At 71.1% G+C, this 12,489-nt stretch carries 16 protein-coding genes; 9 read left to right on the top strand and 7 right to left on the bottom strand.

The window, feature by feature from the left end:
- Positions 1-88 precede the first annotated feature (88 nt).
- The 3 genes from ACZ7L5_RS09660 (at position 89) to ACZ7L5_RS09670 (ending at position 3,177) form a co-directional block, all read left to right on the top strand.
- On the top strand, positions 89-1,687 hold the full coding sequence (locus ACZ7L5_RS09660) for an ABC-F family ATP-binding cassette domain-containing protein (protein WP_328882529.1): 1,599 nt from the start codon (positions 89-91) through the stop codon (positions 1,685-1,687).
- 335 nt (positions 1,688-2,022) lie between these two features.
- On the top strand, positions 2,023-2,241 hold the full coding sequence (locus tag ACZ7L5_RS09665; RefSeq protein WP_328428641.1) for a helix-turn-helix domain-containing protein: 219 nt from the start codon (positions 2,023-2,025) through the stop codon (positions 2,239-2,241).
- A gap of 132 nt (positions 2,242-2,373) precedes the next feature.
- On the top strand, positions 2,374-3,177 hold the full coding sequence (locus ACZ7L5_RS09670) for an enoyl-CoA hydratase/isomerase family protein (RefSeq protein WP_471515746.1): 804 nt from the start codon (positions 2,374-2,376) through the stop codon (positions 3,175-3,177).
- Positions 3,178-3,205: 28 nt separating this feature from the next.
- On the opposite strand, the gene ACZ7L5_RS09675 is transcribed toward ACZ7L5_RS09670, so the two are convergent.
- Positions 3,206-3,928 carry a nucleopolyhedrovirus P10 family protein gene (locus tag ACZ7L5_RS09675; RefSeq protein WP_471515748.1) on the bottom strand — a complete coding sequence of 241 codons (723 nt, stop codon included), beginning with the start codon at positions 3,926-3,928 and terminating at the stop codon, positions 3,206-3,208.
- A gap of 87 nt (positions 3,929-4,015) precedes the next feature.
- On the opposite strand from ACZ7L5_RS09675, the gene ACZ7L5_RS09680 reads away from it, so the two are divergent.
- From ACZ7L5_RS09680 to amaP, 5 genes are read left to right on the top strand one after another with little or no spacing between them, the layout of a single operon-like run.
- A complete protein-coding gene (locus tag ACZ7L5_RS09680) occupies positions 4,016-4,495 on the top strand; it encodes an Asp23/Gls24 family envelope stress response protein (protein ID WP_328882532.1) in 480 nt (159 codons plus the stop codon).
- A gap of 60 nt (positions 4,496-4,555) precedes the next feature.
- The gene (locus ACZ7L5_RS09685; protein WP_362378616.1) at positions 4,556-4,741 is read left to right on the top strand and encodes a hypothetical protein; all 186 of its coding nucleotides are present in this window, start codon (positions 4,556-4,558) and stop codon (positions 4,739-4,741) included.
- Entirely contained in the window at positions 4,738-5,121 is a 384-nt protein-coding gene (locus tag ACZ7L5_RS09690) for an Asp23/Gls24 family envelope stress response protein (protein WP_365062286.1), read from the top strand. The genes ACZ7L5_RS09685 and ACZ7L5_RS09690 overlap by 4 nt, the downstream gene beginning before the upstream one ends.
- Complete coding sequence (locus ACZ7L5_RS09695; protein ID WP_471515750.1) at positions 5,118-5,798, top strand: DUF6286 domain-containing protein; 681 nt, start codon at positions 5,118-5,120, stop codon at positions 5,796-5,798. Before ACZ7L5_RS09690 ends, ACZ7L5_RS09695 begins: the two co-directional genes overlap by 4 nt.
- Positions 5,795-6,382: an alkaline shock response membrane anchor protein AmaP gene (gene amaP / locus ACZ7L5_RS09700; RefSeq protein ID WP_471515752.1), complete on the top strand. Its 588-nt coding sequence runs from the start codon at positions 5,795-5,797 to the stop codon at positions 6,380-6,382. The genes ACZ7L5_RS09695 and amaP overlap by 4 nt, the downstream gene beginning before the upstream one ends.
- On the opposite strand, the gene ACZ7L5_RS09705 is transcribed toward amaP, so the two are convergent.
- From ACZ7L5_RS09705 to ACZ7L5_RS09730, 6 genes are all read right to left on the bottom strand, one after another.
- Positions 6,379-7,134 carry an SDR family oxidoreductase gene (locus tag ACZ7L5_RS09705; RefSeq protein ID WP_471515754.1) on the bottom strand — a complete coding sequence of 252 codons (756 nt, stop codon included), beginning with the start codon at positions 7,132-7,134 and terminating at the stop codon, positions 6,379-6,381. The genes amaP and ACZ7L5_RS09705 overlap by 4 nt on opposite strands.
- Positions 7,135-7,139: 5 nt before the next feature.
- On the bottom strand, positions 7,140-8,927 hold the full coding sequence (locus ACZ7L5_RS09710; protein WP_471515756.1) for a glycoside hydrolase family 15 protein: 1,788 nt from the start codon (positions 8,925-8,927) through the stop codon (positions 7,140-7,142).
- Positions 8,928-8,961: 34 nt separating this feature from the next.
- A complete protein-coding gene (locus ACZ7L5_RS09715) occupies positions 8,962-9,273 on the bottom strand; it encodes a hypothetical protein (RefSeq protein WP_471515758.1) in 312 nt (103 codons plus the stop codon).
- Positions 9,274-9,364: 91 nt separating this feature from the next.
- Positions 9,365-10,159 carry an SURF1 family cytochrome oxidase biogenesis protein gene (locus tag ACZ7L5_RS09720; protein ID WP_471515760.1) on the bottom strand — a complete coding sequence of 265 codons (795 nt, stop codon included), beginning with the start codon at positions 10,157-10,159 and terminating at the stop codon, positions 9,365-9,367.
- 49 nt (positions 10,160-10,208) lie between these two features.
- Positions 10,209-10,442 (bottom strand): hypothetical protein, encoded by a 234-nt coding sequence (locus tag ACZ7L5_RS09725; RefSeq protein ID WP_037873332.1) that lies wholly within the window; start codon positions 10,440-10,442, stop codon positions 10,209-10,211.
- A gap of 79 nt (positions 10,443-10,521) precedes the next feature.
- Positions 10,522-11,556: a DEDDh family exonuclease gene (locus ACZ7L5_RS09730; RefSeq protein WP_363034143.1), complete on the bottom strand. Its 1,035-nt coding sequence runs from the start codon at positions 11,554-11,556 to the stop codon at positions 10,522-10,524.
- A gap of 218 nt (positions 11,557-11,774) precedes the next feature.
- Here ACZ7L5_RS09730 and ACZ7L5_RS09735 point away from each other — a divergent pair, with 218 nt between their 5' ends.
- Positions 11,775-12,485 (top strand): VIT1/CCC1 transporter family protein, encoded by a 711-nt coding sequence (locus tag ACZ7L5_RS09735; RefSeq protein ID WP_471515763.1) that lies wholly within the window; start codon positions 11,775-11,777, stop codon positions 12,483-12,485.
- Positions 12,486-12,489: the final 4 nt, after the last annotated feature.

The following is a 12,489-nucleotide window of genomic DNA, read 5'->3' on the forward strand; positions in this document are numbered from 1 at the left end:
GGCCTCATGGCCATTCTCCTCGCGCATTAGACGGCGGGAACGTCCTCAGCCGCCCATCCCGCCACCAACCCCGCCCTGGAGTCTGTCCGTGATCTCCGCCTCCGGTATCGAGCTGCGCGCCGGTGCGCGCGTCCTCATCGAGTCCGCGACCTTCCGCGTCGCCAAGGGCGACCGCATCGGTCTCGTCGGCCGCAACGGCGCCGGCAAGACCACCCTCACCAAGTGCCTCGCAGGCGAGGGCATCCCCGCCGGCGGCACCATCACGCGCTCCGGCGAGGTCGGCTACCTCCCGCAGGATCCCCGCACCGGCGACCTCGACGTCCTCGCCCGGGACCGCATCCTCTCCGCACGCGGCCTGGACGTACTGATCCGCAAGATGCGCGACAACGAACAGCGCATCGCCAACGGCCAGGGCGCCACCCGCGAGAAGGCCCTCCGGCAGTACGAGCGCCAGGAGACGGAGTTCCTCACCAAGGGCGGGTACTCCGCCGAGGCCGAGGCCGCCACCATCGCCGCCGCGCTGAACCTGCCCGACCGGGTGCTCGGCCAGCCGCTGCACACCCTCTCCGGCGGTCAGCGCCGCCGTATCGAGCTGTCCCGCATCCTGTTCTCGGACGCGGACACCCTGCTGCTCGACGAGCCGACGAACCACCTCGACGCCGACTCGATCGTCTGGCTGCGCGACTACCTGAAGACGTATCGCGGCGGCTTCATCGTGATCTCCCACGACGTCGACCTGGTCGACACGGTCGTCAACAAGGTGTTCTACCTGGACGCCAACCGCGCCCAGATCGACATCTACAACATGGGCTGGAAGCTCTACCAGCAGCAGCGCGAGGCCGACGAGAAGCGCCGCAAGCGCGAGCGCCAGAACGCCGAGAAGAAGGCCGCCGCGCTGCACTCGCAGGCCGACAAGATGCGCGCCAAGGCGACCAAGACGGTCGCCGCTCAGAACATGGCCAAGCGGGCCGACAAGCTCCTCGCCGGCCTCGAAGCGGTGCGCATGCAGGACAAGGTCGCCAAGCTCCGCTTCCCCGAGCCCGCGCCCTGCGGCAAGACCCCCCTGACCGCGGAGGGCCTGTCGAAGTCGTACGGCTCCCTGGAGATCTTCACCGACGTCGACCTGGCCATCGACAAGGGGTCGAGGGTCGTCATCCTCGGCCTCAACGGCGCCGGAAAGACGACCCTGTTGAGGCTTCTCGCCGGCGTCGAGCAGCCGGACACCGGCGCCGTCATCCCCGGCCACGGCCTCAAGGTCGGCTACTACGCCCAGGAGCACGAGACCCTGGACGCCGACCGCACCGTCCTGGAGAACATGCGCTCCGCCGCCCCCGACATGGACCTCGTCGAGGTCCGCAAGGTGCTCGGCTCGTTCCTGTTCTCCGGCGACGACGTCGACAAGCCCGCCAGTGTCCTCTCCGGCGGTGAGAAGACCCGCCTCGCCCTCGCCACCCTCGTGGTGTCGTCGGCGAACGTCCTGCTCCTCGACGAGCCGACCAACAACCTCGACCCGGCCAGCCGCGAGGAGATCCTCGGCGCACTGCGCACCTACAAGGGCGCGGTCGTGCTCGTCACCCACGACGAGGGTGCCGTCGAGGCGCTCCAGCCGGAGCGGATCATTCTGCTGCCGGACGGTGTCGAGGACCTGTGGGGCGCCGACTACGCGGATCTCGTCGCCCTCGCTTGATCGAATGCGTGATCAACGGCGTATGGATCATTCGGCCCATCGGTGATCCATCATCTGTGTGAGATCTCCTCGTACCGAGGTGTGTACTACATCGATTTCGCGGCCGAGTCCTTTATCGACAAGGGCTCGGCCGTTTCACGACGCTGACCTGGGAGTTCGTAAAAGAACCCGTTCGGCCGTACGGACAACATTCTCCGGAATCGCAGATTCCGTATGTGGGGATGCGCTCCTGTCGTCACAACCATGTCTCACGGACCTTGCCGAATGGGTGGCCATGAAGCCCCGGAGGGGTGATCATGAGGAGACCAGAGCGCACTTCCCATGAGGAGGCACGGGTGGCCGAGACTCTGAAGAAGGGCAGCCGGGTAACCGGCGCCGCGCGCGACAAGCTCGCGGCAGACCTGAAGAAGAAGTACGACTCCGGTGCGAGCATTCGGGCACTGGCCGAGGAAACCGGCCGCTCGTATGGCTTCGTACACCGGATGCTCAGCGAGTCGGGCGTCACGCTTCGTGGGCGTGGCGGCGCGACGCGAGGCAAGAAGGCGACCGGCTGACACCGGGCGGCCCATCGGCTTCGATGGTGACCACCCGGTCGGTCGACTGATCGGCCGGGTGGTTACTGTGCAGTCACTTAGGGGGTGCCCTTCCGGGCATCCCATGATGACCGCACTCATCGGAGGCGCCCCATGGCTTCGCCCGACCAGGAACTCGCTCCCCTGCTCGACAAGAACGGCGTACGGCTCACCGTTGACGGCGCGATCGCCACGGTGACGCTGTCGAACCCGGCCAAGCGCAATGCGCAGAGCCCCGCCATGTGGCGGACGCTCGCCGAGGCCGGGCGGGCCGTGCCGGGCAGCGTACGGGTCGTTGTGCTGCGCGGTGAGGGCAAGTCCTTCTCCGCCGGGCTCGACCGGCAGATGTTCACGCCGGACGGGATCGAGGGCGAGCCCTCGTTCATCGACCTCGCGCGCAGCAGCGACGGTGAACTCGACGCTGCCATCGCCGAGTTCCAGGAGGGCTTCACCTGGTGGCGGCGTAACGACGTCGTGTCCATCGCCGCCGTACAGGGGCATGCCATCGGGGCGGGCTTCCAGCTCGCGCTCGCCTGTGACGTGCGCGTCGTCGCTGACGACGTGCAGTTCGCCATGCGTGAGACCAGCCTCGGGCTGGTGCCGGACCTGACGGGTACGCACCCGCTGGTCGGGCTCGTCGGCTACGGCCGTGCGCTGGAGATCTGCGTGACGGGCCGCTTCGTGTCGGCCGAGGAGGCCGTCAGCAGTGGGCTGGCCAACCTCGCCGTGCCCGCGGACCAACTCGACGACGCCGTACACGATCTGGCGGCGGCGATCGTCGCCGCGCCTCGGGACGCCGTGATCGAGACCAAGGCGCTGCTTCGTGGTGCCGTGGACCGCACCTACGACGAGCAGCGCGGTGCCGAGCGGGCCGCGCAGGCGCGACGGCTGCGGGATCTGGCCGGCCTCGGCGAATAGACCCATGCGCTGATCAGTCATGTGCTGATCAACTGACGGCTGTGATCAGCACCGCCACCGTCGGGCGATCCGCCAGCGCCTCTCCCACCCACTCGCGGACCTCCCGGGCCACCTCCACCGTCCGGCGGTCCGCGCGCACGGCAATCTCCACGCGTACGTGCCGGCGCGGCAGGGCGGCCTCGTCCTGCCGCTCCTCGATGTGCACTGCACGGTTCAACCCGCCCAGGGCGCCCGTCAGTTGGATCACCCCCGGGACCGCCAGGGCCGCGGCGGCGACGCGCTCCTCGTCGGGGCCCCCGAGCTTCGCGGCCTGCGCCGGCTCGGGCTGGGGCACGGGAGCGGGTTCGGTGTCCTCGTCGAGCAGGGCCGTCACGCGCAGATCCACCTCGGTCACCGTCAGGCCGAGCCGTTCAGCGGCTGCGCCGGCCAGCAGGTCGCGCAGCCGTTCCGCCGTCGTGGGCAGCGCCTCGGCCGCCGTCGCCGCGAAGTCCACCGTCACCCGCAGGGGGCCCGGTGGCAGCGCGCTCGGCGGCGGCGGTACGGCGGCCTCCTGCGTGTCCTCCGGGTCGGTGAGCCCGATCCGGAGCGCGACCAGCCGTACCCCGCGCATGTCCTCGGCCGCGCTCCGCAGCACCGCCTCGGCCGCCCTCTCGGAGATCCACGCGCCGTCGCGTGCGCCGCCCAGGGGCAGCAGCCTGCCGAGCCCCAGCTGCTGCCGGACCGCCTGCGTCCACCTGTCCGTCTTCGTCATTCCTCCAGCCTGCCGCATCCCTGGGGCGCAATCGCGTAACCGTGCTTACGGTGGTCAAGGGACGACGACCGAAAAGGACGAACGGCCATGACTGAGACCACGGAGCAGGACCGGCGGACTGAGGGCGACGCCCTCAGCACACGCAAGAGCCAGGTGACAAAGCGTGGCGGGGGAGAACCCGGTGCCCGCGGCCGGACCTCCATCGCCGACGGCGTCGTGGAGAAGATCGCCGGGATGGCCGCACGCGATGTGGACGGTGTGCACGCCATGGGCAGCGGTATCTCGCGGACTTTCGGGGCCGTGCGCGACCGGGTGCCCGGCGGCACGACGAAATCGGTGTCGCGTGGGGTGAAGGTCGAGGTTGGCGAGGTGCAGGCCGCGCTCGACCTGGAGATCGTCGTCGAGTACGGCGTGTCGATCGCCGACGTGGCGCGTGACGTCCGCGAGAACGTGATCAACGCCGTCGAGCGGATGACCGGTCTCGAAGTCGTCGAGGTCAACATCGCGGTGAGCGATGTGAAGCTTCCGGAGGAAGAGGAAGAGGAAGAGGAGCGTCGGATCCAGTGAGGCGCCGGCGACCCGACAACGCAGTGGCCGGGCATCGGCTGAGGAGCTGAGGAGCGCAGCATGAGCATGGCCGTGGTCGGCATGATCGCCGGCATGGCACTGGGCTTCGCCGGGTACTTCGGCGGATTCGGCGCCTTCCTGCTGGTGGCGGCGCTGGGCGCCGTCGGCTTCGTCGTCGGGCGGTTCTCCGAGGGGGAGTACGAGCTCGGTGACTTCTTCCGGCGTCGTGACGAACGGCGGCGGTGACGACCGTGAGTGCGGGGGCCGGTGAACTCGGCACACCCCTCACCGCCGTCCCTGCGGGCGAGCGCGGGGCGACCCGGATCGCGGACCGGGTCGTGGCGAAGGTCGCCTCACAGGCTGCGCGCGAGGCGGTGGGGGAGCTCGCCAAGGACGCCGCCCGGCCGCATGCCAACGTCGTCGTGCACCACGAGACGGCGCGGGTCCTCGTCCACCTGGAACTCGACTACCCCACGGACATCGGCTCCCGGTGCGCGACCGTGCGTCGGCACGTCGTCGAGCGGGTAGGCGCGTTGGTGGGCATGGAGGTGCCGGAGGTCGCCGTGCATGTGGAGCGGCTGCACCCGGCGCCCCGACCGGGCGCGGCACAGGGGAGGACGCGATGAGCGAGTCCCAGGGTTCCGAGGGCACCACACAGAGACTGCCGGTCATCGAGAAGGAGGCCCAAGCCGCCACCCTCGACCAGTCGGCGTCGGCGGCGGCCTACGACGCCCCGCCCCCGGTCGACGAGAAGGGCCGCGGTGAACGCCGCTTCTGGTCGGCGCGTCGGATCCCGGCCGCGATCACGGCGCTTGTGCTGCTGTTCGTCGCGGGCATGTTCCTCTACGACATCGTGTCCGTGCGCGCCGACCGGCCCGCCATGCGCTGGCGCAGGGGACTGGCTGAGCAACTCGCCGAGCGCCCCCTCGACGACATCTGGGTGCTCGTCGGCGCGGGCGTCGCCGCAGTGCTCGGCCTGTGGCTGTTCGTCCTGGCCGTCACGCCGGGACTGCGGTCCGTACTGCCGATGCGGCGCACCCACCCCGACGTCCGCGCCGGACTCCACCGTGACCTCGCCGCCCTGGTCCTGCGCGACCGGGCCATGGAGGTCTCCGGGGTCCAGTCGGTACGGGTACGGGTGCGCAGGTCCCGGGCCGACGTCCGCGCCATGTCGCACTTCCGTGAACTGGACGACGTACGCGCCGACCTGGACGCCACGCTCGCCGACGCGATCAGGGGCCTCGGACTGGCCCGCCCGTTGTCGCTGTCGGTGCATGTGCGGCGGCCCGGACGGAAGGGGTGAGGGCCGTGCTCAGGGTGGTCAACCGGGTACTGATCGGGCTCGTCGGGCTCGTGCTGCTCGTGATCGGCGGGTCCGTACTCGCCGTCGGGCTCGGGCTGGATCCCCCGTCCTGGTGGATCCACGACAGCCGGCACGACGTCCTGCTCAGCGACGCCGAACGCACGCGCTGGCGGGACGACGGCTGGTGGTGGCCTGTAGTGATCGCCGTGCTGGCCGTCCTGGTGCTGCTCGCCCTGTGGTGGCTGACCTCGGTCCTGCGCCGGCACCGCCTCGCCGAGGTCCTGGTCGACACCGGCGACGGCGAGGGCGCACTGTTGCGGGGCCGGGCCCTGGAGAGCGTCCTCGCGAGCGAGGCGACAGGTCTGGAGGGCGTCCAGCGGGCCCGCGTCCACCTGACGGGCAGCCGCCGCACCCCCGAAACCCGGGTGCGCCTCCGGCTGGAACCGCACGTGGATCCCGGGACCGCCCTGAACGAGCTCACCACGCAGGCGCTGGGCCACGCCCGTAATTCGGCCGGCCTCGCGTCACTGCCGACGGAGGTCCGCCTGCGGGGCGTCAAGCACGGTGCGGAAAGGGTGAGTTAGAACCCGTGCCGCATTCCGCCGTCCACCGGCAGCATGATTCCCGTCAGGTAGGACGCGGCCGGAGACAGCAGAAAGGCCGCCGCACGCCCGAACTCGTCCGGGGTGCCGTACCGCCGCAACGGAATCCGCGATTCGTTGGCGGCCCGCGTTGCCTCCGGGTCGGCCGACAGGCCGTCCAGCTCGCGTACGCGGTCCGTGTCGATCCGTGACGGCAGCAATCCCACGACCCGGATTCCCCGCGGCCCCAATTCGTCCGCGAGCGACTTGGCGAAACCGGCGAGCCCCGGCCGCAGCCCGTTCGAAATGGTCAGCCCCGGCAGCGGCTCGTGCACCGACGCGGACAGCACGAACCCGATGACGCCGCCCTCGCGAAGTTCCTCCGCCGCCGTCCTGGCCAGCCGCACAGCCCCGAGGAACACCGACTCGAAGGCGGCCTGCCACTGCTCGTCCGTGTTGTCCGCGACGAACCCGGCCGGCGGCCCGCCCACGCTGATGAGGACGCCGTCGAACCCGCCGAAGGCATCCCGCGCGGCAGCGATCAGACGTGCCGCGGCATCCGCTTCGGCGTTGTCGACGGCGACCCCGACGGCGTTCGGCCCCAGCTCGGCCGCCGCGGTGGCGACCCGCTCCTTGTCCCTGCCGGTCACGACGACCTTCGCTCCGTCGGCCACCAGCTCACGCGCCGCCGCGTTGCCCAGCCCGCGCGTGGCCCCCGTGACGACGTACACCCGGTCCTTCAGTCCAAGATCCATGGTTCCTATCCTGCCCCGTCGCCCCCGAACAGGGCGAGGGCGGTGTTCACCAGGCCGATGTGGCTGAAGGCCTGCGGGAAGTTGCCGAGCTGGTGGCCGGCCACGGGGTCGTACTCCTCGGCCAGCAGACCCACGTCGTTGGCGAGCCCGACGAGCCGGTCGAACAGCTCGCGTGCCTCCCGCGTACGACCCGTCATGTGCAGCGCCTCCGCAAGCCAGAAGGAGCAGGCCAGGAAGGTGCCCTCGCCGCCGGGCAGCCCGTCGACGGCGGTCCCGTCGGTGCTGTAGCGGCGCAGGAAGCCCTGATGGCTGAGCTCGGCGCGGATCGCGTCGATGGTGCCGACGACGCGCGGGTCGTCGGGCGGCAGGAAGCCCACGCGCGGGATCAGCAGCAGCGCGGCGTCGAGTTCGGAGGAGCCGTAGGACTGCGTGAAGGTGTTCCGCTCGGCGTCGTAGCCCTTCTCGCACACCTCGCGGTGCACCTCGTCGCGCAACTCGCGCCAGCCGTCGAGGTCGCCGTCCAGCTTCGGGTTCTTCTCCAGGCTGCGCACCGCCCGGTCCGCGGCCACCCACACCATCACCTTCGAGTGCACGAAGTGCCGGCGGCCGCCGCGCACCTCCCACAGCCCCTCGTCGGGCTGGCGCCACGCCGTGCGCAGCCAGTCGACGAGGGCGGCCTGAATCGCCCAGATGTGCGGCTTGGTCGGCAGTCCCGCCTCCCGGGCCAGCGCCAGCGTGTCCATCACCTCTCCGTACACGTCCAACTGGAGCTGGTTCACGGCCTGGTTGCCGACGCGTACGGGGGTGGAGCCGGCGAACCCGGACAGCCATGGCACCTCGAACTCGGGCAGCCGCCGCTCGCCCGCCAGGCCGTACATGATCTGCAGGTCGGCCGGGTCGCCGGCGACCGCGCGCAGCAGCCAGTCGCGCCAGGCCTCCGCCTCCTCCCGGTAGCCCGCCGACAGGCCGACGTTCAGGGTGAGGGTGGAGTCGCGCAGCCAGCAGTGGCGGTAGTCCCAGTTGCGGACGCCGCCGATCTCCTCGGGGAGCGAGGTGGTGGGGGCGGCTACGATGCCGCCGGTCGGCCGGTAGGTGAGGGCCTTGAGGGTGATCAGGGAGCGCACGACCTCGTCGCGGTACGGCCCGTCATAACGGCAGTGCCCCACCCACTTCCGCCAGTCCCGGACGCTGGTGCGCAAGGCCTCGTACGGGTCGACGAGCGGTGGGCGCGGCTCGTGCGAGGGGTGCCAGGTCAGGACGAACGCGACCTTCTCGCCCTTCTCGACCGTGAACTCCGAGTGCGTACCGAAGTTCCTGCCCCAGGTGCGCACCTCGGGTTCGCTGCGCAGCCACGCCGAGTCCGGGCCGGCGACGGCCACCCGGTGCCCGTCGGACTCGCGCACCCAGGGGACGACCGAGCCGTAGTCGAAGCGCAGCCGCAGGGTGCTGCGCACGGTGACGCGGCCGCTGAGGCCCTCCACGATGCGCACGACGTCGGGCGCGCGGTCGCGTTGGGGCATCAGGTCCGTGACGCGGATCGCGCCCTGGTCGGTCTCCCACTCGGTGTCCAGCACCAGGGTGTCCCGGCGGTAGGCGCGCCGGGTGCAGGGGCCCTTGGCGTGCTTGGGGGCGATGCGCCAGTGGCCGTTGTCCTTGTCGCCGAGGAGCTTGGCGAAACAGGCCCCCGAGTCGAAGCGGGGCAGGCACAGCCAGTCGACGGAACCGTCTCTGCCGACCAGGGCGGCCGTCTGCTCGTCGCCGATGAGGGCGTAGTCCTCGATTCGCTGGGGCACGCAAGTGCGGGTTCCCCAAGGGCCGATGGGCCAATCAGGGGTGGGGCCGCGGGAGTGATCCGGCTGCCGGGGAGCCGGTGCCGGAGAAGATCACGCCCGGATCGGCCGGGGCCCGGTTGAGCGCCCACAGCCTGATCAGGATGGCCCGGGCGAACACGACCGCGATCAGTACGGCGAGGACGAGCCGCCGCCTGCGTTCCCGGCGCAGCCACTCGCCGCACGCGGTGCGATAGGCGTCGGGCGCTGCCTGCACTCCGCCGGCGAGGGCGGACAGCGGCTCGTGCAGCTCCTGCTCCGTACGGTCCGGACCGGTGCCGTGCGGCGGAGTCGCATCTCGATGCGTCATCGCCGGGCCTGCCCGCCTGGCGGGCATCCCCCTCGCCCGGGTCGTCGCGATCACCTTCACCGATATGAAGGCCCCCCCGCCGCGCCGGGCACTACACGACCGCCGGCTCCGTCTCCGACGACGACTTCTCCGACTCCGCGGCCCGCCGCTCACGGGCCTCCCGACGAGCCAGGACCACCCATCCGACCGGCACCCCCGCAGCGAACAGCCACCACTGCAGGGCATACGCGTAGTTCAGCGGAGCGTTCTCGTTGCCCGGCTTGCCGATCAGCTCCGGAGTGTCCCCCGCAGGCTCGGGAGCCGTCTGTACGACGTACCCCCCGAGCACCGACGCGTCGAGACGCCGGGCCTCCTGGCCGCTGTTGATCAGCATGACCTGCCGGTCGGGAAGCCCCTTGAGGTTCTTGATCCCGCTCGCCTCGGTCGTCTCGTCGGGCATCAGCCGCCCGGTCACCGTGACACGGCCGCTCGGCGGCGCAGGCACCTTGGGGAAGGCCGTCTGGCTGGGCCCGTCCGCGGGGATCCAGCCGCGGTTGACCAGCAGCACCTTGCCGTCCGCCAGGACGAAGGGGGTGAGGACGTGGAAGCCGACCTCTTCGTCGGAGTTGACGCGCCGCCTGACCACGACTTCCCGGTCGGTGTCGAAGTGGCCCTGTGCGGTCACCGTGCGGTACCGCTCCTTGGTGGTGACCGTGTGCCCCGGCGAGGTCAGCTTCTCCACGGGCAGCGGCTTCGAGCCCAGGGCGTCGGAGACCAGCTGATTCCGGGCGCTGCGCTCCTCGTAGCGGTGCATCTGCCAGATGCCCAGCCTGATCATCGTGGGGATGAGCAGCAGGGCGACCAGCGTGAGGATCACCCACTGCCGGGACAACAGGAAGCGGTACACCCCACGACCGTACAACTCGGTCGTGGGGTGCGTTCAGGCGGGTACCGGGTCACACCTTGTCGACGATCCCCGCCTTTCCCTCCGCGCGGGCGCAGTGGGCGCCGCAGAACCATTGACCGTCGACCTCGACGCCCTGCCCGATGATCTGGACACGGCAGTGCTCGCAGATGGGTGCCATGCGGTGGATCGCACAGGAAAAGCAGTCGAAGACGTGCACCGCGCCTTGCGCGTGCACCTCGAAGGTCATGCCGTAGTCGTTTCCGCACACTTCACATGTCGCCATGCGCCACAGGGTGAGCCGTCCCCGCCGCCCGGGCGAGACGGCTCCGGGCGAGTCGCGCGGCAATCACCCGTCCGCACGGTCACCGCTCCGCCGCCGGTTCCACGTCCCGCAGGAGTTGGCCGAACGCCGCCTCGTCGATCACCGGCGTCCCGTACTGGCGGGCCTTGACGATCTTGGACGTGCCCGCGTCCGGGTCGTTCGTGACGAGGAGGCTGGTCAGCCGGGACAGGCTCGTCGACACATGCAGCCCGGCCTCGATCGCACGGTCCTCCAGCAGGTCGCGCTCGATGGACGTGTCTCCGGAGAAGGCGACCCGCATGCCCTGCTTGAGCCGTTTGCCGTCTTCGTAGCGACCTGGATTGGGATAGGGGCAGGCGGGCCTCTTGCGGGACGGCCGCCAACTGGTCGGCTGATAACTGCTGTAGCCGGTGTACCCGCCGTTGCCACCGTCGCTGCCGTGAGAGCCCGCCTGCCGGCCGATCCGGGGGGCCGCAGCCGCGGTGTCCCGCCACTCGGTCAGCGGCAGGCACTCCTGCAGCGGCAGCCGCACACTGCCGGCCGCGGCGGCCCGCAGGCTCGGCCGGAACGCCTCCGCCAGTACGCGCGCGTCGTCCAGCGCATGGTGCGCGCGCTGCTGCACTACGCCGAAGTGCGCGGCCAGCGACTGCAGCTTGTGGTTGGGCAGCGGCAGGCCCAGTTCCTTCGACAGCGCGATGGTGCACAGCCGCTGCCGCACCGGTGCCCGGCGCTCCGCGCGCGCGTACTCCCGCGCGATCATCTGCCAGTCGAAGACGGCGTTGTGCGCGACGAGGACCCGGCCGTCCAGCCGGGCCGAGAACTCCTCGGCGATGTCCGTGAAGAGGGGAGCGCCCTCCAGCGCCTCGCTCGTCAGACCGTGGATCCAGACCGGGCCGGGGTCGCGCTCCGGGTTGACCAGCGTGTACCAGTGGTCCTCGACCTCGCCGCGCGCGTCCAGCCGGTACACGGCCGCGGAGATTATCCGGTCGTCCCGGGCCAGGCCGGTGGTCTCCACGTCAACGACCGCGTATCCCTGGGGGTACGCGGTCGGCCATGCTGTGGGGGAGGGCGCTGCGGTCGCAGGGTCTTCGAGCATGGTCACTGAGGATACGGGCCGGGACTGACACTCCTGCCCGTCAGGTGCCTTGCCCCGCCTGCCCGTTCGAGCGTCGCGAACGTCAGCGCGTCAACCGGTCGGCGTGCCCGCGGTGTTGCGGACCCCGGGCAGCGGCGCCCGCTGCCCGTGCCGCGCCAGGGGCCGGTCCGGGAGCGTCGGTACGTTCCCGATGTCCGCCACGGTGCGATCCTCCGCATATGACCGAACCCACGCATGACGAGGCCCACGGTGGCGCGCTGGGCACGCGGCTGAACTGGTTGCGGGCGGCGGTTCTCGGAGCGAACGACGGCATCGTCTCGACCGCGGGGCTCGTCGTCGGCGTGGCCGGCGCCACCGACGAGCGGGCGGCCCTGCTCACGGCCGGGCTCTCCGGGCTGCTCGCCGGGTCGATGTCGATGGCGGCGGGGGAATACGTCTCGGTCTCCACCCAGCGCGACTCGGAGAAGGCGGCGCTGGCCCTGGAGAAGAGGGAGTTGCGGGAACAGCCGGAGGCGGAACTGGCGGAACTGGCGCAACTGCTGGAACGGCGCGGGCTGTCCCGGGAGGTGGCCGCGGAGGCGGCGGTCCAGCTGACGGAACGGGACGCGCTGAAGGCACACGCGCGCGTGGAGCTCGGCATCGACCCGGACCGGCTGACCAACCCGTGGCACGCGGCGTGGGCGAGCTTTGTGGCGTTCACGGCCGGGGCGCTGCTGCCGCTGCTGGCGATGGTGCTGCCGCCGGCGGACTGGCGCCTCGCGGTCACCGTCGCCTCCGTCCTGGCCGCCCTCGCCCTGACCGGCTGGAGCAGCGCACGCCTGGGCGCCGCCGCCCCGCCCCGCGCGGTACTGCGCAACATGGCGGGCGGGGCGCTGGCCATGGGGGTCACCTACCTGGCCGGGACGCTGCTGGATGTGGCGGGGGTGTAGTGCC

Source organism: Streptomyces sp. NPDC107528, assembly GCF_055639295.1.

Coding starts and splice junctions, on each gene's coding strand:
- ACZ7L5_RS09705 (WP_471515754.1), bottom strand. CDS start 7,134: ATGGATCTTGGACTGAAGGACCGGGTGTACGTCGTCACGGGGGCCACG.
- ACZ7L5_RS09675 (WP_471515748.1), bottom strand. CDS start 3,928: ATGACGAAGACGGACAGGTGGACGCAGGCGGTCCGGCAGCAGCTGGGG.
- ACZ7L5_RS09680 (WP_328882532.1), top strand. CDS start 4,016: ATGACTGAGACCACGGAGCAGGACCGGCGGACTGAGGGCGACGCCCTC.
- ACZ7L5_RS09725 (WP_037873332.1), bottom strand. CDS start 10,442: ATGGCGACATGTGAAGTGTGCGGAAACGACTACGGCATGACCTTCGAG.
- ACZ7L5_RS09695 (WP_471515750.1), top strand. CDS start 5,118: ATGAGCGAGTCCCAGGGTTCCGAGGGCACCACACAGAGACTGCCGGTC.
- ACZ7L5_RS09685 (WP_362378616.1), top strand. CDS start 4,556: ATGAGCATGGCCGTGGTCGGCATGATCGCCGGCATGGCACTGGGCTTC.
- ACZ7L5_RS09730 (WP_363034143.1), bottom strand. CDS start 11,556: ATGCTCGAAGACCCTGCGACCGCAGCGCCCTCCCCCACAGCATGGCCG.
- ACZ7L5_RS09670 (WP_471515746.1), top strand. CDS start 2,374: ATGGCTTCGCCCGACCAGGAACTCGCTCCCCTGCTCGACAAGAACGGC.
- ACZ7L5_RS09715 (WP_471515758.1), bottom strand. CDS start 9,273: ATGACGCATCGAGATGCGACTCCGCCGCACGGCACCGGTCCGGACCGT.
- ACZ7L5_RS09735 (WP_471515763.1), top strand. CDS start 11,775: ATGACCGAACCCACGCATGACGAGGCCCACGGTGGCGCGCTGGGCACG.